Source organism: Flavobacterium sp. MDT1-60 (assembly GCF_014844035.1).
Taxonomy (GTDB): domain Bacteria; phylum Bacteroidota; class Bacteroidia; order Flavobacteriales; family Flavobacteriaceae; genus Flavobacterium.
Map to the genome: position 1 here is coordinate 2,818,134 of NZ_CP062159.1, position 24,599 is coordinate 2,842,732.

The window sequence follows — 24,599 nt, forward strand, 5'->3', positions numbered from 1 at the left end:
TTATTTAGTAGTTAGTTTTGTTGTTTTAATGGCGTTAGAGTAACAGGTCCTAATAATCCTGAAGGCATTGGGCTCCATTTTGTTGCATCGAATTTCTTATAATCCTTATCAACCATATTGATTTCGTAGAAAATTTTCCATTCTTCGCCTTTTAATTCTTTATCTCTAATTCGGTTAGCAGAAAGATTTGTAACCTGAATTTTCAGGGTATTTTTTCCAGATTTTAATTTTCTGATATTCAAATTATATGGAACTGACCAGGCCGTACCAATAAATTCATCATTTAGCCAAACTTTAGCGCTTTCGCGGACATCTCCCAAATTTAAACTCCATGATTTTGTTTTGGTATTCGGATTATCAAATTGAAGTGCGTACGTTGCAGATCCTGAAAAAGCTTCTGCCTCAGGACCCAATTTTGTCCAGGATTCTAAATTTGAAATTGTTGCACTTGGAGGCAATTGAGGACCGCCTTTATCAAAAGTAATTTTCCAGTTTCCTTTTAACGGAATAGCAGCAGCAGTTGGTTCATAGTAATTCCATTTCTTTTGAGAAACCGTGTTTTCTGTTTTTAGAAAATAAGATTGCCCTGGTTCTATTTTGATTTTTACTAATGTTGTATTCGCGTCTTTTTTTACAATAGCATTCCCATAATTTCTGTTTAATGGATCAAAAATTACAACCTCTTTATTACCAATTTGAATCGGAATAAATTCATCGATCGTTTTAGGAGTGTGATTTACCAGATAGTAGATTTTTTCACCGTCAATATTTCTTCGAATGAATTTTAGACCTGTATTTACAAGTGTTTCAGGATATATTTGAGCATTTTCTAATGTTGTAAATATATCAGTTGTTGGTTTAACCAATTCACTGTTTGCAGTTAAAAGTGTTTTAAGCTCTAGTTCCTGCTTTTGGTAATCATTAAAACCGGGAACAGATTCCGGAAGTCCTTCAAATATAATATTCGCACCCGCTTTTTTCAACTCAATAAGTTTCTGCAAAGTAGAAAGCGGCATTTTTTTACATGCCGGAATAATCAGTGATTTAAAAGTTCCGCCTGGCAGACTGACTTTTCCGTTTACCACTTTAGCTTCAGCAATAAAATTATCTGAAATAAAGTCTACTCCGTATCCTTTTTTTATTAAACTTTTGGTTGTATCATAAAAAGAAGTTTCATATAACCATTCAGATAGAGAATGTATTTTGAATTGAAAAAACAAAGTTCCATTTTGATATTTGTCCCAGGTATCAAAAATGGGCCAATAAAGTAATATTTCATTATCTGATTTTCCTTGTTGCAACATCGACTGACAGTTTGCAATATAAGAGAATAGAGCAGGGGCATCTTCCCAGATACTGTTATTGGAATTAAAATTTACAGAGGCATAAAATTTCCATCCCGGCCAGGCTGCTCTTTCTGGAGAATAAGTTGAGCCATGAAGGAAAATATGATTGACTCCGTTTAGCATTAAATCTTCTGCTTCAGGTTTGCATTGTGATAAAGCTGTTTTAAAATGCTCTCTCAACCAGGTAAATGTTTCAGAAGAAACAAGGTTTTTTCCTGAAACATGCGCTGCAGATGAAGAAAATTTCAGCATTACAGGGTCTGCATCTCCTTCACGGATATCTTCTTTTTCGCGTCTGAAACCCGGAATATCAAATGGCATGGAACCAAAAGTTTCGCATTCCGGGATATCCGCGGAAGCGTATAAATCAATTAAATTTCCGGGAGATCCATGTGCCTGAAGTTTGGTTTTAAAGTTTTTTGAATTTGCCCATTGTGTCCATGGTTTGTCAAATTTATTCAGTAATAAATCGCCAATAGTTTGTCTGTAATCACTTTTTATTCGGTTACCAATTTCATTATCCGTTTCACTCAATAATAATGGCATTTGTTTTTTTAAATCATAGCCTCTGAGTTTTTGAAATTCTTCGAAAAAATTAGGCGTAAAATCAGTTCCATAAACTTCATAACTGTCATTAAAAATTGCTCTGATTTTTCCTTCACGGCCTTTAAAAGCATTATTAAACGGAACGACGTAAGTATTTAAGGCTTCTTCTGAATAATGGTCCAATGTAAAACCGCTTCCTCCGGGAGCAGATCTTTTTACCTGCTGTCCGGTTTTACCGCTAAAAACAGCATATAAGGTATAATCTGTTTTTTTTTGCTTTCCATTTTAATTTATTTGGTTCTAATGGATTGGGAATAGAAACGGATTTTCCGTCAATACCTTTATCCGTTGGCTTGGAGCCATTTTTTTTCAGTTGATCTGTTAAGTTGATAAAAGAACCATCACTTCCATAAGCAACCACATATAACAGTTCTGCAGGTTGTTTTTCTTTGGCGTTTTCCAGTTTAATATTTCGATCAATTGTTTCATTCTTTTTCACTTGGTATTTTTCGACAACCAACTTTGTAGCAGCATAAGGCAAAGTGACATGTGAACCTCCATAAGGCCAGCCCGTTCCTAAAACCATATCAACCTGCATATGGAGACTGTCAGAAATATGAATGGTATAATCTAACATTTCCAGCCATTTTGGAGAGAGATAATCAATGAAATTACTTTCTTCTCCTTTAACACCATAGATAGGGGTAATTTCTACGCCACCAATTCCGGCCTTATGAAAATCAACAAGACTCTTCTTTAAGTTAGGTTTGTCTACAGCACTTCCCATCCACCACCAGCGCGCCCATGGCTGATTAATATTCGTTGATTTTGGCCATGGAGAAATTGTTTCCTGAGCAAACGAATTTATAAAGCAATAAAAAAACAGAAGAATAAGGGAGCAATTTGGTTTAGTAAATCTCATCATTATCGTTTCAAATGGTTGTCAGTTAGTTAAAAGTAAAAGTAGCAGTAGTTCGTAAAATTGCTATCCTGTAGCATCCTGTTTAAAACGAATTTGTAAAAAAGTAAAATGGATAATGAATTTATGTTTTTTATTATTAATTCTTATTTTTTGAGTAAAATAGATGTGAAATGCTAAAAAATATTTCAATAAAAGTTTATATAATATATTTATGAATTTAATATTTTAAAGGAAATGGGTTGAACTCATTTTTAGTTACAATGAAATATAAAATAAAGAAAAACACCGGGATCTAATCTTAACCGTGTATCAAAAATAGCAAACCCTCAAAGAGACTTGATTTATTTTCCTCAGGAGTATTATTTATTAAAAATATCGCTAAGAATATTTAAATCTTAAACGAGCAAAACATAGAATTTACAGCCAAATTATAATGGTTTTTTATAAGGAATTCCGTTCTATGTACTGGAAGGGATTTTTAATGAATTCTTTTTTACCGCTTAGGAGTAGTTTCGCCGCTTGTTCTCCCATTGCCTGAAAATCAGTACTAATAACCGTTATCCCTAAAAGCGCTTTCAATGGAGTTTCGTTATACGAAATAACGCCTACATTAACACCCATGGTCAAATTTTTCGCCCTGATTTGCTGTATCAAATTTACAAGGTCACTATCTTCAAGCGTGATATAAGCTTCACTGGAATCAAATTCCTGATCAGGATAGATTTCGTCAAGAACTTCAAAATCCATTTGATGTTTTTTGCAAAATTGTACAAATCCTTGTAAAACTGCCTTAGGATACGGAAAAAGAGATTTGCTGGGGTAAACTAGTATAAATTTTTTATACTTTTTAACTTTCTCCACACCTTCTTCCAGAGCCTGAGCAATATCTTTTTTATAATCCTGATAAATAGCGGTAAAAGTTCCTGATATTTCAGAATAAGAATTGTCAAGTATTACTAATTTTTCTTTTGGAATAGCTTCAATAGCTTTAATCACTTTTGGAGTATAGTTAACATGGCTTTTCCCTTTGCCTATAAAGTGAGGCATAATGATAAAGTAATTGTAGTTGTTAATGTTTTTTTTCAGGGAATTAATGAAGAGCTGTTCGTCGCAATAATAAATATACATATTTACGCGTCCTTTTAGACCTATAGTATCAACAAAAGCATTATAAACTTCCATTTTATAAGAACTGGGTTTGTTGATGAGAAAGAAAACATCAGTTTTAATATCTGAATTTATATCACGGACAAAGTTTCCAACTCCTTTTACAGATATAACGAGGTAACGGTCACGTAAAACTTTGTATGCTTTTTCGGCAGTATCTCTTGACATCGAATTTTTGTCACTTAATTCATTAATTGATGGGAGGCGCTGCCCTGTTTTTATTATTCCGGATTCGATATCAGCGGCTATACTGTTTGCTACCTGAATAAATTTAGGAATGCTTGAATTTTCTTTGATGTTGACTATAATGTGTTCTGTCTCTGGGATCATACTGAATAATAAATGTAATAATTGGACAATAAACAATAAGATTTAGACTCATTGTAATACCACAAAGTATTTGCAATTGCTCTTGAATTTATTTCTGTAAAATAGTTAATTTTTTGATTTAGTTGCATTTAAAATCTTAAAATAATCTTATAATTTGCCGCAATATATTATATAATTCTTTATATAGTATCCCGTACTGTATGCTAAAATTTAAGCAATTAAAAAATACAAAAGGTTAACAACTAATTGAACGACTGAGAACGAATTGAAGTTGCTCAAAAATGCGGGAAAATATTGTAAAAGTTTCTTGTAATGTTTTTATTTCTCAGTTTTTTTAGAAGATAAATATGATATATGAAAAAAAAATGATCTTTTATTTTGATATTATTAGTTGATACGGTAATGCTTTGTTTAATATTGAAAATCAATAAGTTGAATGGTTTTTTAGTTAAATTAAATATAAAATAGTTTATAAGATACTGAGTGTTAACAGGATACTACAGGATGCGGTGCAGTCTTCTTCTAAATAGATTTGGTTAAACTAATTAATTAACCAAATTTAACTTTTATGAAAAACAAATTTAATCTTTTGCTGATTATGGCCTTGTTTGCACTTCTGCATACATCAGGCTATGGGCAAAACAAAACGGTTACAGGAACAGTTACGGATCCGTCCAAACTCTCTATTCCGGGAGTTAATGTAATTGTTAAGGGAACAAATCGAGGAGCGAGTACCGATTTTGATGGAAAATACAGTATTTCTGTAGCTCCGGGAGAAACTTTGATTTTTTCGTTTGTGGGATTTATCAAAAAAGAACAGGTAGTTGGAGCTTCAAATAGCTACAATATTTCCTTAGATGCTGAAAGTTCAAATTTAAATGAAGTAGTAGTTATTGGTTATGGTACCCAAAAGAAAAAATTAACTAGTGGTGCCATATCTGGAATTAAAACAGAGAATTTTACAGAAAGGCCAATTTCAAGAATAGATCAGGGTTTGATCGGACAGGTAGCAGGGGTTCGTGTTAAACAAACAACAGGTTTACCAGGACAGCCTTTTAGTATCGAAATTAGAGGTTCAGGTTCTATTACTGCCGGAAACGAGCCATTGTACGTTGTAGATGGATTTCCTATTTATACAGAGGGATCAAATTCTAATGGAGGGTTTTCAAACGGAAGTCCACTAGATAATATGAACCCTAATGATGTGGCTTCTGTTGAAGTTTTAAAAGACGCTGCAGCTGCAGCAATTTATGGTTCCCGTGCTTCTAATGGTGTGGTTATCATCACAACAAAAAAAGGTAAAAAAGGAAAGCCACAATTTACTTTTAATACATACGGAGGAGTTAATAAAGAAGCAAACAGAGTTGATATGCTCTCTGCTCAGGGATGGATTGATCGTGCAAAAACAATGATTGACGGACAGTGGCTTGGATCTGGAATTACAGGTGCTTCTGCCAGTCAGACTAATGCTGAAAGAATAGCTGCTTATAATTTAAAAAACCCAACAGCGCCTCTTATTCCAAGTAACAGCAGATATTATACGTATTTGTATGACGACAGATGGGATATTCCAGGCCACCCGGGATTAGATTATATTGATTGGCAGGATAAAGTTTTTCGTACCGGAGAATTTAGTAACTATCAGTTAACTGCTTCCGGTGCTACGGATGCTGTGAATTATTATGTTTCTGCAAACTATCAGAAAAATACAGGATATATCGTGGGAACTGATTATACTCTTTTTTCAGGAAGAGCAAATATTGATGTTAAATTATCAGATAGCTTTAAGATGGGGATCAATTTAGCGCCATCTTATTCTATTAAAAATGATCCGGGAGTTGAAGGAAAAGACAATACTTTGTTTAAAGCCCTTACCGCAACTCCGGTTTTTGAAAGCGCGGCAAATGCTGCTGGAGAAAAATACACAACACGATATGCATGGGGATCTAGTACAACAAATATGTTGAATGCTTTAGCCCGAACAGGCAGAAATTCAATGTATAGAACTTTGATTTCTGGATATGCGAATTATCAATTTGCTAAAAGTTTTACCTTCAAAAGCACCATTAACTTTGATAACTCTGATAATGTGAATGAAAGTTATACTCCAAATGATGTAATTGCCAGCATCAGAGGAGCTTATAATACATACAGAAGACAAAATATTGTCAATGAAAACACCCTTACTTATGATAAAACTTTTGGAAACCACAGTTTTAATGTGCTTTTAGGACAATCTTTTAATAAGTATGAAATTACAAAATCTACAATGTCTTCAGGAGCGCTTTATAATAGCTCAACTATAGAGACATTGCCCGCAGGATCTATCGGTTCAACAACTGCCGAAAAAAACACATTACTTTCTTATTTTACCCGTCTTCAGTACAATTTCAAGGAAAAATATATTCTGGCAGCAAGTATAAGACGTGATGGTTCTTCGAAATTTGGTACTGATAGAAGATGGGGAACTTTTTCATCTCTTTCTCTGGGATGGAGAGTAAAACAAGAAGCATTTTTACAGGATGTTGACTGGTTAACAGAATTAAAATTAAGAGCCAGTGCAGGTACAAACGGAAGTAATAATATTGGAAGTTATGCTCAGTATGCAACCCTTGGGTCATTCAATTATTCACTTGGTGGTGCAGCGGCAGCTGGTCAGGGAGCAGCCTCAATTCCGAATTCAGACTTACATTGGGAAGAATCAAAAAGTATAGATTTTGGATTGGATTTCGCATTCATAAAAAACAGACTTAGCGGAACATTTGAAGTCTATAGAAAAAATAATAACGAATTACTTTTAAGAGTTCCAACTCCGAGTTCTTCCGGGTTTGGAACATTTCAAACCAACATTGGTGAAGTGCAAAATCAGGGATGGGAATTTGAGATGAACTCTTTAAACGTTATAACACCTAGTTTTGAATGGAGAACATCAGCAAATATTAGCCATAACGAAAATAAAGTGGTGGCTTTAGGTCCGGGTCAAAACAAAATTGAAATTAGTAATTCTTTTGATGGAGGAATCCCTTTTATAAAATTAGAAGTTGGCAAGCCAATGTATACCATTTTTGGATTAAAACAAGATGGAGTAGTTAGTCAGGCGGATATAGATACAGGTGGAACCACTATTGGCGGGAACAAATTGGTTCTTGGAGATCCAAGATATGTAGATCAGAACGGAGATAAAAAAATTAACTCAGAAGATCGTATAGATTTAGGAAATCCAACTCCTAAATATACGTGGGGAATTACGAATACTTTTAAATACAAAGACATTGATTTGAATATTTTAGTTCAGGGACAAAATGGAGGAACAGTTTACGGATTAACAGGTCGCGCTATTGACCGTACCGGAATGGGATCTGTGGAGAATTCTCTAAACGTTGACCCTGCAGTTAGAGGAAACTGGAGAACTTCTTTTGGTTATCAGGCAAACTCTGACTGGTTATATAAATCAGACTATATAAGTGTTAGGAATATTTCTATCGGATATAATTTAAGACAAGCATTAAAAGGAATTAAAAGAATTGATAAAGCAAGATTATATGTAACAGGTGAGAACTGGTTTTATTGGAACAAATACAAAGTTGGTTTTAACCCCGAAGCGGTAAATACTTCAGCAAGTTCAAGCTCTGATTTTGCTGTACCAGTTGATTACGGTGGAGCGCCTTTGGCAAAATCTTTAGTTATCGGACTTAACATTAATTTTAATTAAAAGAAAATGAAAAAATATATTTATTTAATGGCAGGCGCTGTATTATTTGCGCTGACATCTTGTACAGATGAGTTGAATCAATTGCCGTTATCACAAGGGACAATTGAGAATTTTTATGCTACTCCGGGTGACTTTGTTCAGGCGAGAAACGCCACTTATTCAGTAGCTTTTCACGGAGCAGGAACCTATGGTTATGCAAACAGGGTTTTGAATCTGAGCGAAGTAAGATCTGATAACTTGTTGGCAACAACAACAGCATCAAGAGATTGGGAGGGAATCAATAGTTTTTATACTTCTATCAGTTCTAATACTTATGTAAAAGAGGCTTATACAAGTAATTATAATGCAATATACAAAGCAAATCAGTTATTGGAAAAACTTGCAGAAAAAGGAGACGCAATTTTTACAAATCCTGCAGACAAAACAGCAATGGTGGCTGAAGCTCGTTTTCTAAGAGCGTTTTGTTATTTTGATTTGATCAGATGGTTTGGAAGAGTTCCGTTAATTGACAGAACAATGACGGTTCAGGAAGCCTCTAAAGTGGGCAGAACTCCCGTAACTGAAATTTATGATTTAATTCTTTCTGATTTGAATTTGGCTATTGCAGGTCTTAGCCCGACTTATGATGCTGCTAATTTTGGAAGAGTAACGAAATATGGTGCAAAATCGTTATTAGGTTTGGTATACATGACACGCTCTAGTCCAAAATACGGAATTGATGGCGCAATGCTTGGATTAAACGAATGGGATAAAGCGTATAAAGAGTTAAATGATATTAAGATAAGTGGATTATACACTTTCGGAACAGATTACGCAGCCATTTTTAAAACAGAAGGTCTTGCAAACAAAGAGAATGTATTAACTATTCCGTATACACAAAATATTTCAACTCCGGTTGGAGGAAATTTTATGGTTGAAGTTGGATACGAGCCTTATTTTGCTTCGGTAAATTTATCTGCACAGGGATCTTTAGAAGCTAAACCAATTTCGAAAGGGTTTTTAAATATGTTTGCTGCGACAGATAAAAGAAAAATTGCGGGTATTGCTACAAGTTATACAGTAGCTTCGGGAACTTACAAAGGAAGTTATACAGAGCCGGTTTTCATAAAATATATAGACCCGACAAGATACGGAAACGGTCGTGAGGACTGGGGTGTCGATTTTATGGTAACTCGTTACACTGATGTTTTGATGTTAATGGCAGAATGTACATTACATGGCGGTGGTGGAACTCAGGCAGATGTAGATGCAATTGTTAATCAGGTTAGAACCAGAGCGGGTGTACCGGCAAATGCTGTAAATATCACTTTGGATCAATTGTTTGATGAAAGAAGAAAAGAATTCTTTTCAGAAGGTACAAGATGGTTTGATTTAATCAGATCAGGAAAAGCGGTGACCATTATGAATGCATGGAGAATAGCTGAGGATACAGGTAATAAAATTAGAGTAATTGATAATAATTCATTATTGTATCCTATTCCATTGCAGGAGCTTTTGGCCGTTCCTGGACTTTACGATCAAAATCCTGGATATGATTAATAAATAAAATTTTAAATTTTTGTTTTTTTTGAAACCGTCTCATTTTTTGAGGCGGTTTTTTTAATTTATTCAGTGAAGAACAAGATGGTGTTTTTGTCATTCATAAGCAACTTTTTATGGTTTTTCAATTGAAGTTATTCTGGTGTTAAATATGTAATATTTTTAGTAATATTTTTTTTATTCAATAAAAATTTTTGAACAAAATTACTGTATGTTGAAAAATTATATTATTAAATTTTGATATGTGTATTTTTGTAATTTTTATTTAATTTTCTTTGAAAATCAAGGGTTTGAAGGTTTTTATGGTTAAAAAAAACTTAATTAAAATGTATAATATACTATAAATTAGATCTCTACTAATTTATTTTACAGGATACTACAGGACGCTACGGAGTTTACTTCTGGATAAATTTGGTTAACTAATTAATTAACCAAATTTTAACTTTTATGAAAAACAAATTTAGTGTTCTGTTGCTGATAGCAATGATCGCATTATTCCATGCATCAGGCTACGCACAGAGCAAAGTAGTTAAAGGTACCGTTAAAGATGCATCAGGACTACCGGTGCCAGGAGTAAACGTCCTCATTAAAGGGAGCCAAAATGGAGTGAGTACAGATCTTGATGGTAGTTATTCCATCAATACTGCTCCGGGAAATGTTCTTACTTACAGTTTTATCGGTTTTAAAAAACAGGAAATCACTGTTGGAAGCGCGGCTACTGTTAATGTCGTATTACAAGAAGAAGACAATTCCCTTGAGGAAGTTGTTGTTGTAGGATACGGTACAAGGAAGAAAAAAGATCTTACCGGTTCTATTGTTAGTGTAAGTGCTGAAGAAATAGCTTCACGACCAGTTGTTAATGCCGTACAAGCCATGCAGGGAAAAGCAGCCGGTGTTGATGTTGCTTCAAATGAACGCCCTGGAACGGTAGGCGCCATCACCATTCGTGGAGCCCGTTCTATTTCTGCTTCAAATGCGCCGCTTTATGTGGTTGATGGTATTCCTTTGAATTCAAGACTTGTGACAGATTCATCTACCGGAAAAATTAGTGTAGATGCCAATTCTGGTGGAATTGACTTTTTAAATCCTACTGATATTGAAACAATTGACGTATTAAAAGATGCATCTGCTACAGCTATTTATGGTTCTCGTGGTGCAAATGGAGTTATTATCGTAACTACTAAAAAAGGTAAAAACGGAAAGTTTACTTTAAACTATGATACTTCTATTGTAATGGAAACGATACATGAAAATGCACCAATGATGAGTGCGGGCGAATATATCGAATTTCGCCGTTGGGGAAGGTATTATTCTAATCCATCAGCTTTTCCTAAAGGAGATGCTCCTACAATAGAAAATGATAAATTAATTTTCCTTGCTTCTGCTGATCCTGCTGCATGGGCAAACATCGAAAAAGGATGGGCAGGAGGTACCTGGGACGGTTCTAAAGTAGCAACTACAGACTGGACTAAATTTGTAACCCGTACCGGAGTTACACAACAACATACAATAGGTGTTAGTGGTGGTACTGAAAAAATGAAAGCTTATGGGTCTTTTGGATATTTAGACAATACAGGAACATTATTTGGGCAAAGTTATGTACGTTACAGTGGTACGGCCAATGTTGATATTACACCAACAAAATGGTTCTCTATGGGAGTTGGTCTTAATACTAGTTACGGTGTAAATGAATATGGACAATCTAACACAGGTAGAACTGCTGTTACAAGTTCTACAGGAATATACGCAACGGCTCGTACGAATCTTCCATACGCTGTTCCTTATGACCTTAACGGAAACAGAATTGATAGCCCTGGTGGGGATTCTACGATTAGAACTCCTGTGGATGAATACAAATTATCTCAGGATCAACGTGTAACATTAAGGGCTTTTGCTAGTTTATATGCACAGTTTGATTTAGGAGGACTTTCTTCTAAACTAGATGGTTTAAAATACCGTATTAATTTTGGACCTGATCTTACTTCTTTCCGTGATGGTGTATTTTTAGATGGTAAGTCAGCGATTCGTTCAGGAACAAGTTTTGCTTCATTAGCTAAAGAACAGACAATTTCATATACATTAGATAACTTGATTTTTTACAATAAAACTTTTGGTAATCACACTATTGGAGGAACCTTGTTAATGAGCCAGACTGAATATCACAATGAACAAAGTGCTATGTCTGCTAATGATATAAAAAATCCTGAAAACAAATGGAATGCTTTAAATCCAGCAAATGTTACACTCGCAGGTTATTCTTCAGGTTTGACAGATACAGGTTTATTATCTTATATGGGAAGGGCAAATTATAGTTATGCCGATAAATATTTATTCACAGCATCTGGCCGTTTTGACGGAGCTTCACAATTAGCATCAGAGAACAGATGGGCATTTTTCCCGAGTGCTTCTGCGGCGTGGGTTCTCAATAAAGAAAAATTTCTTGAAAACGTATCCTGGATCAATCAGTTAAAAATAAGAGCTGGTTATGGTGTTACCGGAAATGCTGCAGTTCCGGCTTACGCTACTCAGCCTCCATTAACAGGGATCGTTTATCCAAATGGATCCGGAGTGGTAAATAATACTTCTTTAGGAAACATAGAATTAGGTTGGGAGCAAACAGCTCAGTTTAACTATGGTATCGATTTCTCTTTGTTTAACAGCAGAGTATCAGGAGCCTTAGATTATTATACAAGTAAAACTACCGATTTATTATTAAAAAGTAGTGTTCCAACAGTTATCGGAGTTAAAGATACGTATCAAAACGTAGGAGAAACGGAAGGAAGTGGAGTAGAACTTACTTTGAATACAGTAAACGTAACAACAAAAGATTTTGAGTGGACTTCCAGCCTTAGTGCTTCGTACCAACAAAGTAAAATTGTATCACTTCAAAATGGAAAATTTGATGATATCAACAATAACTTATTTATTGGGGATTCTCAAAATGTAATTTACGGTTTCGAATCAAACGGAATCTGGAAACCTGAAGATGCTGCTGAAATGGCAAAATTCAACGCCGCTGCAGGTTCGACTATTTTTACATTTGGTAATGCAAGACCGGTAGATCAAAACGGTGATTATAAAATTGACGCAAATAACGACCGTGTGATTATAGGTTCTAAAGATCCAAAATATATCATGGGACTAACAAATACCTTTTCTTATAAAAATGTAGAATTGTCATTCTTTATCTATGGTCGTATGGGCTATTATTATGATACTTTAGGAGAAAACGAAGGAGCTAAAGGAAGCCAGAGATCAATTAATTATTATACAGATAATAACACCAATGCCGAATATCAAAAACCAATTTATTCTGCCGGTACGGGAGATCCTTACTACCCAATATTAGGATATAGAAGCGGTTCTTTCTTAAAAATGAGAAATATTTCTTTAGCTTATCACTTTGATAAAGAGCTAGTACAAAAGCTAGGACTTTCTAAATTGAGATTGTATTGCCAGGCAACCAATCCGGGTATGATTTTCACAAAAGTTAAATGGACTGATTTGGATACACAGACAACGGCTTCAAACCGAGGTGTAACTTTAGGGTTAAATGTAGAATTCTAAATTAATTTTAAAAAAGATCATTATGAAAAATTATAAAAAACTATATATCAATTTGATGCTTGTTGCAGCATTGACTTTAACAAGCTCATGCAACAAAGATTTTCTTGATGAAGAGCTGACCACAGCTTATAGTAAAGACTATTATAAAACCGAAGCAGGAATTCAGGCATTAGCAAATGGTACCTATTATCAGGTTTTTGCTGCAGAATTCCAAGGTGAGGTTCCGCTTTCGGCAACTGAATCTGGTACAGATGAATTCCATGCCGGAGGAGATCCGTCAAACTGGATCTGGAATTCTTATTCTTCAGGTTTCAAAGCTTTTGTAACCGTATCAAACGCTAATACTGTAGCGGCAAATACCAATTGGGATAACTTATATATCGGAATTGGAAATGCGAATCAATTGATTGAATCTGCTACAGATATTGTTTCAACAAATGACGCTATCAAAAAAACAGCTTTAGGTGAAGGTTATTTTTTAAGAGCTTTCAATTATTTAAAATTGGTAAGCCAATACGGTGCTGTTCCTTTAAAATTAAAAACTAGTTCTACAGTTGAATTAGAATTTACAAGAACAGCGCCTCAGGAAGTTTTAGCACAAGTAATAGAAGATTTTAAACAGGCTTATGCTTTGTTGGGTAATGCCGGAGCTCCTGCTAAAATTACTAAAGACGCTGCTGCACATTATTTAGCAAAAACTTATTTGATGCGTGCCAGTGAAATTAATGACAGCTGGAACGGAACTACAAAAGCGGCAGATTTGCAACAAGTAGTTACGTTATCTGATGAGGTAATTTCTCATCATCCACTAGCAGCAAATTATGATAATTTATGGAATTATACGATTGCAGATGGTGCAAACGAAAAACTTCCGGAGTTAATTTTATCTGCTCAGTTCAATGCAAGTACATTGACTACGGGAGGAAATCAACAGCATTTATATTTCCTTTCTACTTATGATCAGTTACCTCAAATGAGACGTAATCTTGCAGGAGGAAGACCATTTAGCCGTTTGGCACCAACTTATTTTGTATATGATACTTTTGATCATGTAAACGACTCTCGTTTCTGGAAAAGTTTTCAAACAAAAAGTATCGTGAATAACCAATCTGGTGCTGTTTATAAAAATGGAGATTTGGGAATTATGTATATTGTAAATACACCGGCTGACACGCGTTTTGCCAAAACTAAAAACACAGATGCTATAATTTATCCAAAAACAGGAAAAACAATTCCAAGTGCTTATGTTGCTTATGCAGCAGATAAAGTAGGTCTAATGGCCGATGTTAGATTCCCGTCTCTAAGTAAATATATGGATGGAAACAGGATCGATTTAAGTAATATTAAAGGATCTCGTGATATCATTTTGGCACGTTCTGCAGAAACGTACTTAATGGCTGCTGAAGCAAAAGTACGTCTTGCAAAATTAGGATCTGCATCATTTGCTGATGCATTACCCTATATCAACACAGTTCGTACTCGTGCGGCCTACAAATCTGGAGAAAATCGTGCTGCTTATGTAGATGGCTCAGCGGCCTGGACAGTTACGGGTCAGGCTGGAATCCCAATTTCGTATATTCCTGAAAACTCATATTACGAATCTAATAATATCGCAGTTGCAACAACAGCAACAAGTTTAACAATTGCGAATGTGAATGCTTTACCATTAGAAGATATGGCAGTAATTACAAAACTGGGATACGGTAGTGATTACGACAGAATGTTATGTTTGATATTAAACGAGCGTACCAGAGAACTTTGTGGAGAATTTCACCGTTGGGGAGATTTGAGCAGAACTAAAACTTTGGTTGCAAGAGCAAAAGCGTATAACATTGAAGCGGCTGCTAATATTCAGGAATATCATAATTTACGCCCTGTTCCTCAAACTTTCCTTGATGCTGTTTATGCAAATGGCAGACCATTGACTGCTGAAGAAAAAGCAACTATGCAAAACCCTGGTTATTAGTATACTATTTTATATTTTTATTGTTGAAAACCGTCTCAATTGTGAGACGGTTTTTTTTATGTCAAGGCAGGGTACAACAGGATAGTTATCAGTTATTTAATAAGTAAATTTGATTATTAAATTTTTCAATAAGAATGGTTTGGAATTTAAGTGGTAATTGGTAAAATTAAGTGGTTTTAATTTTACAAAAGGCAGTAACTCGGTTACTGCCTTTTTTGTTTTTATTACATCATACAATTTGTACAAATTAAACATGAAAATAAAAAAAAGTATTTTTTATTACCCTATTTCAATCATAGCCCACGGTTTCAAACGTGGGAGACGTATTTTAAGAGACGTATCATAGGAAACATTTTGTACCAATTAATATGAAAATGAAAAAAGCATTTTTCATTACCCTATGTGAACCATAGCCCACGGTTTCAACCGTGGGAGACGTATCATAAGAGACGTTTCTTAAAATACGTATCATGAGAAATGGATCGGAATAAAATTATGCTCCCCACGGTTGAAACCGTGGGCTATGTTAAAAAAAATAGCTAACATTTCGTCTGGACAAAATGCACAGCGTTATCTATATGACGAATTGTGATTCTTTTTTTCTTATAAACTATATTTCTACGTGTTTAAGTAAGTCCTGAATTATATCAAACTGTTCCATAATATTCTCCAAATTTACAGGGTAGAACAGGATACCGATATCGATTTACTAACATATCTTTAAAGCTTTAGTATTAAAATTACATTACTGATGATTTATTTGAAAAAGCTTTCTTTATTACTCATTGTTTTAGGATTTAAATTGACACTCAACGCTCAGGTAAAATTGCCCGCTTTGGTTGGTGATAATATGGTTTTACAACAAAATTCAAAGGTAAATTTATGGGGATGGGCTGCTCCAAATGAAAAAATAAACATTCAGTTAGGATGGCAAAATACTCCTGTAGAAATTATAACAGATTTAAATGGAAACTGGAAAACCGCTGTAAGTACACCAGTTGGAAATGAAAAACCATATGACATTACAATTGAAGCTTCAAATAAAATTATACTGAAAAATATTCTGATTGGTGAAGTCTGGATTTGTTCCGGACAATCCAATATGTATTTCCCTGTTGAGAAGGAAGATGGAACCTGGAAAACAGGAGTGAAAAATTATGAAGAAGAGATTCAGAATGCCAATTTCCCATCCATCAGATTGTTTACAGTATTAACAAAAGCCTCTCAAAAACCATTAGAGGATGTGACCGGAAGTTGGGCAGTATGTTCTCCGTCTTCTATAAAAACATTTTCGGCAGTTGCTTATTTTTTTGGAAGGGATTTATATCAAAAATTAAAAGTTCCAATCGGTTTAATTTCTTCTTCCTGGGGAGGAACAAAAGCCGAGGCCTGGACTTCTCAGACGGTTTTAGAAGGGAATACAGACTTTCTGCCTCTACTGGAACAAGATGCAAAAAATGAAAAACTCTTTCAGGAAAAATTAGAAACGTATTACGCCGATTTAAAAAAGGAGCGTATTGCAAACAACATTGAAGGTTTTAAAAGTCAGCTTAAAAAGCCTAAAAAAGAAGAGAATAAAACATCGTACGTACTTTATAATGCGATGCTGCATCCTTTGGTAAATTATACCATGAAAGGGGTGATTTGGTATCAGGGTGAAAGCAATGCAGAAAAAGCATTTTTATACAGAAGTTTATTTCCGGCAATGGTAAAAAGCTGGCGGGACGATTGGAAACAAGGCGATTTTCCATTTTATTTTGTTCAGATCGCACCCCACAAAGGGCAAAATCCAGACATTAGGGAAGCACAATTAATTGCGTCAAAAACAATTTCAAATACAGGAATGGTCGTTACGACTGATGTTGGAAATGCCACCAATATTCATCCTATAGACAAACAAACCGTAGGTTATCGTTTGGCTTTAATTGCAAGAGCGAAAACATACGGAGAAAATAAACTGGTGTATTCTGGCCCAATATACAACCATTTGAAAGTCAAAAAGGATAAAATTCAGTTGTTTTTTGATAATGTAGATTCGGGTTTTAAAAAGCCATCAGAAGATTTAAAAGAATTTGAAATTGCCGGAAATGATCAGGTTTTCTATCCTGCAGAAGCAAAAATAGATGGAAAAATGATTGTGGTTTCCTCATCAAAAGTAAAAAATCCAACGGCAGTTCGTTTTGCCTGGAAAGCCGTTCCGGAACCCAATTTATTCAATAATGAAAATTTACCTGCATCACCTTTCAGAACCGATGATTGGGAAGTGGGAGTTCAAAAGAAATAAAATGAATCGTAGAAAATTTATAATAGGAAATTCCCTTGCTGTTATGGCGCTTTGTCTTCCGTTTCCGGGTATGGCAAATGATTTTATGGATGATCCAAAACTTTCAGATTTTGAAAAAAGACTTCGGCCAGTTGGTCGCGCGCTCGAATTTGAAGATTATTACGTTTGGTGCAATAGCCCGATTGAAGGCCCGGATGGTAAAATTCATGTGTTCTTTTCAAGATGGCCAAAAGCAAAAGGCATGAGCGGATGGATAAACAGTTCTGAAATTGCCCACGCTGTTGCTGATAAACCTGAAGGCCCATACGAATATGTAAGTACTATTTTGGCGCCACGAGGTGAAGGCTTCTGGGATGCAACAACCTGTCATAATCCGAGTGTTCATTTTGTAGACGGAAAATATGCGCTGTTTTTTATGGGAAATTCCAATGGAAAAATGAATACCAAACGTGTAGGGTTAGCCACTGCAGATTCGCTTTATGGCCCATGGGAAAGACCTGATAAACCCTTATTGCTTCCGGGAAAACAAGGAGAATGGGACGATCTTTTGACTACAAATCCTTCTTTCCTAAAACATCCAAATGGCGAGTACTGGCTTTATTACAAATCATTGGATACGGAGAATTATGAACATCCAAAATTTCCCATTAAAGGAAACAGAAAATATGGATTAGCCATTTCAAAATCATTACAAGGTCCTTATGAAAAATACAAAAACAATCCGGTAGTAGATTTTTCTAAACTCGGAGATAATAAACAATGCGAAGACGCTTTTGTCTGGTATGAAAATAAAAAATTCAAAATGTTAGCACGGGATATGGGCGTTTTCGGAATTGACAATGGCTTGTATATGGATTCTGATGATGGCATTCATTGGAGCGATCCTTTGATTTCGTATCAGCCTTTAAATAAATATATAAAACAGCCTGAAGCACCAAAACATTTAAACCGATACGGTCGTGGAGAACGCCCGCAATTATTATTTCAAAACGGAAAAGCAACTTATTTATTTATGGCTTCACAAGGAGGAAAGTATGAAACGTCTTCCGGATTTATTTTTAAAATAGTTTAATTAAAATTAATTTTTAACCCCAAAAAAATGAAAAATAACCAAACTATCAGAAACGCTTTCAAAATGCAATTAAAACCAGGTTTTGAAGCAGAATATAAAAAGAGACACGACGAAATCTGGCCTGAATTACAGTCGCTGCTTTCAGAAACAGGAATTCAGGATTATAGTATTTTTTTAGATGAAGATACTTTATCGCTCTTTGCAGTTCAAAAAATCAGCCCGGATTTTGATGAAAAACTGTTACCCAATCATCCAATCGTAAAAAAAATGGTGGGCCTATATGGCTGATATAATGGAAACATACCCTAATAATTCGCCAGTTACAGTTCCGTTAAAAGAAGTTTTTCATTTGGATTAAATGATTAAATTGAAAACCCGAAACAACAACTAAGAAAACCTGAAACCTGAAACTAAATAAAATGAAAACGAATCTTTATCTGTCAATCGCATTAACGGCAACGATATTAGCAAGTTGTAAAGCGCAACAAAAAGTAGAAGGAATTAAAATTACGCTAAAGAATACTTCTGAATTGTCGGTGCCGCAAAAAGCTATTGCAATAAAGAGAAGTCAACTTTCTGTAAAAATGGATTCGAAAGTTTATCCAATTTTAATCCACAAAAAAGATACGATTCCAGCGCAATTAAATGATTTAGATGGAGACGGAAAATGGGACGAACTTTTTCTGGTAACTGATTTTACGCCAAACGAAAAGAAAACGGTGGAACTAAAATGGTCCTCAGTTGATCCTAAATTTCCAATAAAAACAAGTGTTCGTTTTGGAAAAAGAGAAGCCAAAGACCTGCCGGTTCAGCCTGCAACCGAAGAAGTTTTGATGGCTAATCAGGTACACAAAAAGTTAGGTTTTCAAAAATATCAAACGGACGGCCCAACCTGGGAAAATGATAAAGTAGGTTTCAGGCATTATTTGGATGGAAGAAATTCAAAAGATGTTTTCGGAAAAAAAACACCTGCGATGACACCAGAAGACGTCGGGATAAATAGCAAAGGCGCTGTTGAAGACAATTATCATGTAATGTACGATTGGGGAAGGGATATTTTTCCGGTTGGAAGTTCGGCTGGTTTAGGAGGTTATGCTTTATTAATCAATGATAAAATCAACCGACTTGGAATTTTAACGAATGATACGTTGAATAATGTCGAAAAAACAACTTTTAAGATCGTAAGTGAAGGTCCGGTTAATTCGGTATTAAGTTATAAATATCAAAATTGGGAAGCCTCAGGAAATAAATATCAGGTTCAGGAAACTACCTCAATCTGGCCGGGAATGTACGGTTATAAAAACACGGTTAAGATTGATGGGATTAAAGGAAAAGAAACTTTTCTGGCAGCCATTTCAAATCTGAATAATAAAAATCCATTGAAAGTGGTTGAGGCTGGAGATTGGGTATGTCTGATTCAGCATGATTATTTAACCTACGAACACAAATGGATTTTAGGAACAGCAATTCTGGTTCCGAAGAAAATATACAAAGGGTATATCGAAGCTCCTAAAACCGGACAATTAACAGATTCTTATCTGGCAAAATTATCGGTAGAGAACAATAAAGAAATCAGCTATTATGCAATAGCAGGTTGGGAATTGAGTGCCGATCCAAACTTTAAAGATTCCGCTTATTTCAGCAATTATGTAACCACTTTGGCTAAACAGCTTTCTGCCAAAATAAATGTTGAAATAGGAAAATAAAATAATCTCATTTTAAACTAACACACTAACTATGAACTATAAATCGACCAAAATTATAACATTATTTGCGTTCGGAATTTGTACTGCAATAAATGCGCAAAAAACGGATGCCACTGCGCCATTGCACTTAATGCAGCCGGATTATCCAACGCCATATGTTATTCCGCAAAAAGAAAATATAAAAGTTGTATTAGACAGAGTCTATAATTTTTTAGATAAAAATACGGCTTCTAAAATTGTAGATGCCAATACGAAAGTTGCCATTACAGATTATAAAAAAGGTAAGCAGGACATCGTGTTTGAGCCGGGAGCTTTTCGTTTGACTAGTTACGAATGGGGTGTGACATATGCCGGAATGCTTTTGGCATCTAAAGCCACAGGTGAAAAATACTTTGCAGATTATTCCAATAAAAGAATACAGTTGATTGCGGATATCGCGGCTAATTACAACGAAAAAAATATCAAAGACAAAGACATGCTCAAGACGCTTCATCCGGAAGCATTAGATTTTGCAGGAGCGCTTTGTGCAGCCTTCATCAAAGCAAAAAAAGAAGGTTTAAAAGCAAATGCTGATCCTTTGATAAATAATTATATCGACTTTATCAGCAATAAACAATTTCGATTAAAAGACGGAACCTTGGCCAGAAACAGACCACAGGACAATACACTTTGGTTGGATGATATGTTTATGAGTGTACCGGCACTAGCTCAAATGGGAAGTTATACGGGCGATGTAAAATATTTTGATGATGCCGTTAAACAAGTAAATCAGTTCTCTAAAAGAATGTTTAACGAACAAAAAGGTATTTACATGCACGGCTGGGTAGAGTCGATGACAGTGCATCCGCAGTTTCATTGGGCAAGAGCCAATGGTTGGGCAGTTATGACAATGGTTGAATTGTTAGAAGTTTTACCAAAAAATCATCCGGGATATCCTCAGGTTTTGGCACAATTGCAAAAACATATCGCAGGTTTGGTACAATATCAGGATGGAACTGGTTTTTGGCATCAATTATTAGATAGAAATGATACGTATTTAGAAACATCGGCGACAGCCATTTATGCCTATTCTATTGCGAGAGCTATTAATCGCGGTTACGTGGATAAAATGACATACGCTCCGGCCGTTTTATTGGCGTGGAATGCAGTGGCGACAAAAGTAAATGATAAAGGTCAGGTAGAAGGAACCTGTGTTGGAACGGGAATGGGTTTTGATCCTGCATTTTATTATTATCGTCCTGTAAATGTTTTCGCAGCTCACGGTTACGGTCCGGTTTTATTGGCCGGAGCCGAAGTGATTTTATTATTGAATGATAGTCAGTTCCAAATAAATGACAGTTCCATTCAATTAAAAATAGAAGGAAAAAATAATTTACATAAGTAATGTGAAGAGTTAAAAGTTAAGTGTTAGAAGTTTATGTACTGTGCGAATTAATCTCGCAAAGTCGCAAAGTTTTTAAATTGAATAGCCTCCAGCTTTAGCTGGAGATAAAAATTTAGTTAATCGGCTTTAGCCAAATTATTCAAAGCAAAAACACTTCACGCCTTTGTCTTCCATGGCAAAATTAAAGTACAAAAAACTTTGCGACTCTGCGCCTTTGCGAGATTAAATCACAAACAAAAACTATGAAATTAAAAACATCCATAAATATACTTTTCCTATTATTCACCATAACAATTTTTGGTCAGATTGGAACCAGATTCCCATCAGAAAAAAAGATCATAAAAGATCCCGTTACAGGTATTGATTTAATTTTTCTGACCACGAAATCCGCTGGTGATTCCAAAACCTACCCAACGCATCCGCAATGGACTGCCGATGGAGAATGGTTGATTTTTAGAAGCAAAAGAGCCAATGATGAAGCGATGGCGGTAAACGAAAAATCAGGAATAATAGTTCAGGTTACCGAAGGCGGTTATACTGGAACATTATGTATAGCTCAAAAATCGATGAAACTGTATTTTATGCGTAAGGCAGATGGCGATAAAATGCAAATTATGGAAGTAAATTTGGAAGCTGTTTTTAAAGACAGTCAGGCTGGAAAGATGAAACAGGTTTCGTCTTACGAACGTGTCTGCGGCATTACAAATTCAGAAATGGGAGCTTCTGGGGATATGGCTTTGGATGCTAATGAAGATCGTGTTTACTTTAGAATTGGAAAAGAAGAAGCAGCAAGACATATAGACCCAAATGTAAAAATTGAAAAGAATTTTGGGCCAAGAAATATGGGTGCAGGCCCGGGTGGTATTGCCAGTATGGATATCAAAACAGGCGAATTCAAACATGTGATTTCTGTTCCATTTCAGGTTGGGCATATTCAGTCGAACATTTGGAATCCGGGAGAATTGGTTTTTTGTTGGGAAACAGGTGGCAAATCTCCTCAAAGAACGTGGACGGTTATGGCTGATGGAACAGGTTTGAGACCGTTATATCCCGAATCTGATTTTGAATGGGTAACGCATGAAGCTGTTATTTCGAAAGATGAGGTTGCCATGGCAATTATGGGACATAGAAAAATAGATATTCAGAAAGAAATACCAGTTGAAGTTACTACAAGTACAGAAGTGCAAAACCCTCAAAATCCAGGACAGGAAAGTAATTGGGGAAATTCAGGAACACGTGAAAAGCCAACAGGCTTGGCAATTGTAAATTTAAGAACCCGCGAAATGATTATCGCCGGACAAACGAAAAGTGGCAGCGGTTTATGGCACGTTCATGGTTCTGCAGATGGAAGATGGGCTGTTGGAGATGATTTTTCAAGAAGCTTATATTTAATTGACAGAAAAACAAACGAAATGCTGCTGCTGACTGCAGGCCACAAAGAAACAGCTGCAGATCACATTCATCCAACTTTTAACAGAGCCGGAGCAAAAATTCAAATTCAGTCCGCAATGCTTTCTGCAGATAATAAAACGATGAATATCTGCATTGTGAACGTTCCAAAAGAATGGCTGAAACGTAAATAAGAAATCAAAAAATATTAAAATAAAACAACGACAATGAAAAAGTTTTTCACTTTAGCTCTATGTGTTCTGGGAATTTCTCAGGTTACATTTTCGCAAAAATATGCCAATGATAAGTTTCCTGACGGAAGCGAAATCACAGCTTGGTTTAAAGACTATACCAAACTTCAATTAAAAGATTTAGGCAAAAAATACACGATAACGGATTTTGGAGTGGGTAAAGACAGTACCAAAATTCAAACCGTTGCGATTCAGAAAGTAATTGATAAAGCGTCTGCAAATGGTGGAGGTGTAATCATTATTCCGAAAGGAGTTTTCCTAAGTGGAGCTTTATTCTTCAAACCAAAAACGGCTTTGTACGTTAGTGAAGGCGGAGTTTTAAAAGGTTCTGACGATATTGCCAATTATCCAATTATGCCATCCAGAATGGAAGGTCAAAATCTGGATTATTTTCCGGCACTTGTAAATGCGTATGGCGTTGATAAATTTTCAATTTCAGGAAAAGGAACTATCAACGGAAACGGAAAAAAATATTGGGATGCTTTCTGGGCGCGCCGTAAAGAGAATCCAAAATGTACCAATCTTGAGGTTTCAAGACCACGATTGGTTTTTATATGGAATTCAAACAACGTACAATTGCAAGATGTAAAACTGATCAATTCAGGCTTTTGGACGAATCATTTCTACAAATGTAATAATGTAAAAATGTTGGACTTGTATATTTTTTCACCGCATCTTAAAGATAAAGCACCAAGTACAGATGCTATCGACATTGACATTTGCAGCAACTTTTTAGTAAAAGGATGCTTCTTGTCAGTTAACGATGATGCCATTGCTTTAAAGGGCGGAAAAGGCCCTTATGCAGATCAGGACAAAAACAACGGACCAAATTCAAATATCATTATCGAAGACTGTAATTTCGGATTTTGCCATTCTTCTTTAACCAACGGAAGCGAATCGATTCACAACAGAAATGTGATTATGCGTAACTGCAAAATCGACGGAGTATCAAGATTACTATGGTTAAAAATGCGTCCGGATACGCCTCAAAGATATGAATACATTAGAGTAGAAGACATCAAAGGTTCAGCAAAAACTGGTTTGGCAGTTTTTGCATGGAAACAATTTTTCGACTTAAAAGGCCGTCCTGATATCCCACTTTCGTATGGTGATAATGTGACTTTAAAAAACATCGAAATAAAATGCGACAATTTTTACGGAGTTGAAAACGACCCGAATGTGCGTCTGTCCAATTTCACTTTCGAAAATCTAAATATAGAATCTACTAAAACAGAGATTAATAAAAGCATTATAAACGGAGTGACTTTTAAAAATGTGTATGTGAATAAAGTGCTTGTTGATTGAAAAAAGGTTCAAAGGCTCAAAGGCTCAGAGGGACAAAGGTTGTCTGTAGAGACGCACAGCAGTGCGTCTAACCCAAAGTAACCACAAAGCTTGAATAGAAAACTTTGTGCCTT

At 35.4% G+C, this 24,599-nt stretch carries 15 protein-coding genes; 12 read left to right on the top strand and 3 right to left on the bottom strand.

Annotated features, from left to right (window positions below):
- Nucleotides 1-11: 11 nt before the first annotated feature.
- The 3 genes from IHE43_RS12040 to IHE43_RS12045 all read right to left on the bottom strand — a co-directional run bounded on the left by IHE43_RS12040 (nucleotide 12) and on the right by IHE43_RS12045 (nucleotide 4,311).
- Nucleotides 12-2,075 carry a glycosyl hydrolase gene (locus IHE43_RS12040; RefSeq protein WP_225585061.1) on the bottom strand — a complete coding sequence of 688 codons (2,064 nt, stop codon included), beginning with the start codon at nucleotides 2,073-2,075 and terminating at the stop codon, nucleotides 12-14.
- 55 nt (nucleotides 2,076-2,130) lie between these two features.
- Complete coding sequence (locus IHE43_RS23600; protein WP_225585062.1) at nucleotides 2,131-2,817, bottom strand: glycosyl hydrolase; 687 nt, start codon at nucleotides 2,815-2,817, stop codon at nucleotides 2,131-2,133.
- A 438-nt stretch (nucleotides 2,818-3,255) separates the two neighbouring features.
- The gene (locus IHE43_RS12045; protein WP_192184105.1) at nucleotides 3,256-4,311 is read right to left on the bottom strand and encodes a GntR family transcriptional regulator; all 1,056 of its coding nucleotides are present in this window, start codon (nucleotides 4,309-4,311) and stop codon (nucleotides 3,256-3,258) included.
- Nucleotides 4,312-4,879: 568 nt separating this feature from the next.
- Between IHE43_RS12045 and IHE43_RS12050 the strand changes: the two genes are divergently transcribed.
- From IHE43_RS12050 to IHE43_RS12100, 12 genes are all read left to right on the top strand, one after another.
- Nucleotides 4,880-8,023 (top strand): TonB-dependent receptor, encoded by a 3,144-nt coding sequence (locus tag IHE43_RS12050; protein WP_192184106.1) that lies wholly within the window; start codon nucleotides 4,880-4,882, stop codon nucleotides 8,021-8,023.
- 6 nt (nucleotides 8,024-8,029) lie between these two features.
- Nucleotides 8,030-9,562: a RagB/SusD family nutrient uptake outer membrane protein gene (locus tag IHE43_RS12055; RefSeq protein ID WP_192184107.1), complete on the top strand. Its 1,533-nt coding sequence runs from the start codon at nucleotides 8,030-8,032 to the stop codon at nucleotides 9,560-9,562.
- A 447-nt stretch (nucleotides 9,563-10,009) separates the two neighbouring features.
- Nucleotides 10,010-13,129, top strand: coding sequence for a TonB-dependent receptor (locus tag IHE43_RS12060; protein ID WP_192184108.1), 3,120 nt, complete (start codon nucleotides 10,010-10,012; stop codon nucleotides 13,127-13,129).
- 22 nt (nucleotides 13,130-13,151) lie between these two features.
- The gene (locus IHE43_RS12065; protein ID WP_192184109.1) at nucleotides 13,152-15,095 is read left to right on the top strand and encodes a RagB/SusD family nutrient uptake outer membrane protein; all 1,944 of its coding nucleotides are present in this window, start codon (nucleotides 13,152-13,154) and stop codon (nucleotides 15,093-15,095) included.
- Between the two features lie 751 nt (nucleotides 15,096-15,846).
- Nucleotides 15,847-17,379, top strand: coding sequence for a sialate O-acetylesterase (locus IHE43_RS12070; protein WP_192184110.1), 1,533 nt, complete (start codon nucleotides 15,847-15,849; stop codon nucleotides 17,377-17,379).
- Between the two features lies 1 nt (nucleotide 17,380).
- Nucleotides 17,381-18,451 (top strand): glycoside hydrolase family protein, encoded by a 1,071-nt coding sequence (locus IHE43_RS12075; protein ID WP_192184111.1) that lies wholly within the window; start codon nucleotides 17,381-17,383, stop codon nucleotides 18,449-18,451.
- Nucleotides 18,452-18,478: 27 nt separating this feature from the next.
- The gene (locus tag IHE43_RS12080) at nucleotides 18,479-18,739 is read left to right on the top strand and encodes an L-rhamnose mutarotase (protein ID WP_370526660.1); all 261 of its coding nucleotides are present in this window, start codon (nucleotides 18,479-18,481) and stop codon (nucleotides 18,737-18,739) included.
- Between the two features lie 4 nt (nucleotides 18,740-18,743).
- Entirely contained in the window at nucleotides 18,744-18,809 is a 66-nt protein-coding gene (locus IHE43_RS24050; RefSeq protein ID WP_370526744.1) for a hypothetical protein, read from the top strand.
- A 61-nt stretch (nucleotides 18,810-18,870) separates the two neighbouring features.
- The gene (locus IHE43_RS12085; RefSeq protein WP_192184112.1) at nucleotides 18,871-20,157 is read left to right on the top strand and encodes a DUF4861 domain-containing protein; all 1,287 of its coding nucleotides are present in this window, start codon (nucleotides 18,871-18,873) and stop codon (nucleotides 20,155-20,157) included.
- Nucleotides 20,158-20,188: 31 nt separating this feature from the next.
- Nucleotides 20,189-21,541 carry a glycoside hydrolase family 105 protein gene (locus IHE43_RS12090; protein WP_192184113.1) on the top strand — a complete coding sequence of 451 codons (1,353 nt, stop codon included), beginning with the start codon at nucleotides 20,189-20,191 and terminating at the stop codon, nucleotides 21,539-21,541.
- 242 nt (nucleotides 21,542-21,783) lie between these two features.
- Nucleotides 21,784-23,124: a hypothetical protein gene (locus IHE43_RS12095; RefSeq protein WP_192184114.1), complete on the top strand. Its 1,341-nt coding sequence runs from the start codon at nucleotides 21,784-21,786 to the stop codon at nucleotides 23,122-23,124.
- A 33-nt stretch (nucleotides 23,125-23,157) separates the two neighbouring features.
- Nucleotides 23,158-24,486 (top strand): glycoside hydrolase family 28 protein, encoded by a 1,329-nt coding sequence (locus tag IHE43_RS12100; RefSeq protein WP_192184115.1) that lies wholly within the window; start codon nucleotides 23,158-23,160, stop codon nucleotides 24,484-24,486.
- Nucleotides 24,487-24,599 lie beyond the last annotated feature (113 nt).